Source organism: Nostoc cf. edaphicum LEGE 07299, from assembly GCF_015207245.1.
GTDB lineage: Bacteria > Cyanobacteriota > Cyanobacteriia > Cyanobacteriales > Nostocaceae > Nostoc > Nostoc edaphicum_B.
On the sequence record NZ_JADEXF010000842.1, the window covers coordinates 1 to 2,976 of the forward strand.

Consider the following 2,976-nt stretch of genomic DNA (forward strand, 5'->3'; position numbering starts at 1 on the left):
GCATTGGGCATTGGGCAAAACAGTTCCGAGTTCCGAGTTCCCAGTCCTGAGTAAAGAAGCGAGATTCCCAACTCAGCACTCAGCACTCATGACTCAGCACTCTTGAGGGGCATTGGGCATTGGGCATTGGGTACAAAAGCCAGAGGTGCAAAGAGGCAGAGGGGAAAAACTTACTGCAACTTTCTCCTCTGCTCCCCTGCTCCCCTGCTCCCCTGCTCCTCTGCTCCCAAAAATTAACTCTGTATCTTGAAAAACTAAGTGATAGCAACTATGAAATCAATTATGGTAGTGGGGACAACATCCCATGCAGGGAAATCACTTTTAACTACAGCTATTTGTCGCATTCTGTCGCGGCGTGGTTGGCGAGTGGCTCCCTTTAAAGGTCAAAATATGGCTTTAAATGCTTATGTCACCGCCAGTGGTGGAGAAATTGGCTATGCTCAAGCAGTGCAAGCTTGGGCTGCGGGAGTCGTGCCTTGGGTAGAAATGAACCCAATTTTACTCAAACCCCAAGGGGATATGACTTCTCAAGTAATTATTAAAGGTAGGTCTGTAGGTAAAGTCAGTGCCTCGGATTACTACGAGCAATATTTTGAACTGGGGTGGCGGACAATTGAAGAATCGCTACAGCATTTAGGAACAGAATTTGACATGCTGGTTTGTGAAGGTGCTGGTAGTCCAGCGGAAATTAACCTCAAGCACCGCGACTTAACTAATATGCGGGTAGCAAAACATTTAAATGCACCAACCATGTTAGTAGTTGATATTGACCGGGGTGGTGCTTTTGCTCATGTCGTTGGAACCCTAGAGTTATTGGAACCAGATGAACGCGCCTTAATTAAAGGTATAGTAATTAATAAGTTTCGAGGGCAGCGATCGCTCTTAGATCCGGGGATAAAATGGTTAGAAGAACGTACAGGTATCCCCGTGATCGGTGTTATACCCTACTTGCAAGAAATGTTTCCAGCAGAGGATTCTCTTGACCTGCTAGAACGTCAATCGTCCACGAATAAAGCCCACACTGACCTTAACATTGCCGTCATCCGCTTACCAAGAATTGCCAATTTCACCGACTTTGACCCACTGGAATCAGAAAGTACAGTTTCAATTAAATACTTAAGTCCTAAGCAAGATTTGGGACATCCTGATGCCGTGATTATCCCAGGTACAAAGACCACAATTGCTGACTTGCTACTACTGCAAAAAAGCGGTATGGCAGAAGCTATCCAAAACTACGCTGCTTCTGGGGGAACGGTTTTAGGTATCTGCGGTGGCTATCAAATGCTAGGTCAAATCATCGCCGACCCAGAAGGGATAGAGGGACAAGCTGGCAGATTTCAAGGGTTAAATCTTTTACCAATCAGAACTGTCATTACAGGACAAAAAATCGCCCGCCAGCGCCAAGTTAGCTCAAATTATCCCCAACAAGGCTTGCCAGTCAATGGCTTTGAAATCCACCAAGGGCGATCGCGCATCGAACAGCAAGGCATAGATCCCCAATCCTACCATGCCCTATTTGACGATATTAATTTAGGGTTAGTGGATAGCTGTCAATCGGTGTGGGGAAGTTACCTCCACGGGCTTTTTGACAACGGTCCTTGGCGACGCGCTTGGTTAAATCGCCTCCGTCAACAGCGGGGTTTAAAATCTTTGCCCACAGGTGTTGCTAACTATCGGGAACAGCGAGAGCAGATTTTGGACTCTTTAGCCATTGAAGTTGAAAGCCATTTAGACTTAAGTCTGTTTTTGTCTTAAGCTAAAATTCCTTGAAATGTCATTAGTCATTAGTCATTGGTCATTTGCAAAGGACAAAGGACAACTGACAAATGACAACTCTATTAAATACGTAATATTGATGATTGTTCGTGTCCGTTTTTTACCAGATGATGTCACAGTAGATGCCGAAGTGGGAGAACCCCTCTTAGATGTAGCAGACCGGGCTGGGGTATTTATTCCCACCGGTTGTCTTATGGGTTCTTGTCACGCTTGCACCGTCGAATTAGAAGATGGAGAGATTGTTCGCGCTTGTATCAGCGCAGTACCGCCACGCGAAGAATTGACGATTAATTTGTTTAGCGACCCAACTTGGTAATGTCAGTCCTATTATTGACAAGGACTAGTATGCTATGCGGATATTACAGCAGTTTTGATGTATTTGAATCACATCTGTCATAGGGGCACAGACAGCAATGCTCATACGTGTCAACTTAGAGCCAGGGCGAATGGAATTCGCGGCTATACAAACAAAGTCCACCTCCGTGGACTAATACAAAATCAAGGGTTGTTAACCCACGGAGGTGGGTTTTGTCTGTGTAGACGCGGTTTCTAACCGCCCTTTTAACTGATTTTTTACATTTATAGGACTTACGCAAAAACTCTCTTAAACTCTTATTACTTCGTGTCCTTTGCGTCCTTTGCGGTTCGTTTTTTCATAATTTTGCGTAAGTCCTAATTTAGAGAATTTTTATAGTTCAGTACTAGGAATCTTATCGTCACAACAGGCAATAGTTAATATGTCAAATCAAATAATTGCAAGGATTATAGGTAGATTTTCCAAAATTATTTTATACATTATTACGGTTATTTTGTATTTAAAAAATTTGTCTAGTTTAGTGAATAAGAAGCTTGCTGTAAAAGAAGATTTTCGCTTAAGTCAAAAAGGAATAGATTGGCTGAAAGAATGGAATACTGAAGCAGAAATAGCTACCAGTATTTCTCAAATCGCTCAAAAAGTTGTTGAAATATTAGTCAATGTCCCAGGTATGACTCAAGCTCACAGCAGAGATTTCAGAAGATCAACACCTATTTTTACCCTTAAAGATGGTACTGTAGTCAAAATTTTTATTAATCCAGCTAACGTCAAGCATATCTTTTTAGCTGACAGCAATAATAAAATGCTTTTTGGTGGTTATGTCGGTTGGATTCACACAAAGGGATTGAATCAAGCTATAGAAAAGATAAAGCACTCTCTAACTT

The 2,976-nt window shown here is 42.6% G+C and carries 3 protein-coding genes; all 3 read left to right on the top strand.

The window, feature by feature from the left end:
* Positions 1-270 precede the first annotated feature (270 nt).
* Entirely contained in the window at positions 271-1,755 is a 1,485-nt protein-coding gene (gene cobQ / locus IQ229_RS21495; RefSeq protein ID WP_194047208.1) for a cobyric acid synthase CobQ, read from the top strand.
* 100 nt (positions 1,756-1,855) lie between these two features.
* Positions 1,856-2,092 carry a 2Fe-2S iron-sulfur cluster-binding protein gene (locus IQ229_RS21500; protein ID WP_194047210.1) on the top strand — a complete coding sequence of 79 codons (237 nt, stop codon included), beginning with the start codon at positions 1,856-1,858 and terminating at the stop codon, positions 2,090-2,092.
* A gap of 421 nt (positions 2,093-2,513) precedes the next feature.
* On the top strand, positions 2,514-2,976 hold a 463-nt coding region (locus tag IQ229_RS21505), incomplete at its 3' end, for a hypothetical protein (protein ID WP_228013636.1).

What these genes read in the sequence shown, in the direction of transcription:
- cobQ (WP_194047208.1), top strand. Translation starts at nt 271, where the DNA reads ATGAAATCAATTATGGTAGTGGGGACAACATCCCATGCAGGGAAATCA.
- IQ229_RS21500 (WP_194047210.1), top strand. Translation starts at nt 1,856, where the DNA reads ATGATTGTTCGTGTCCGTTTTTTACCAGATGATGTCACAGTAGATGCC.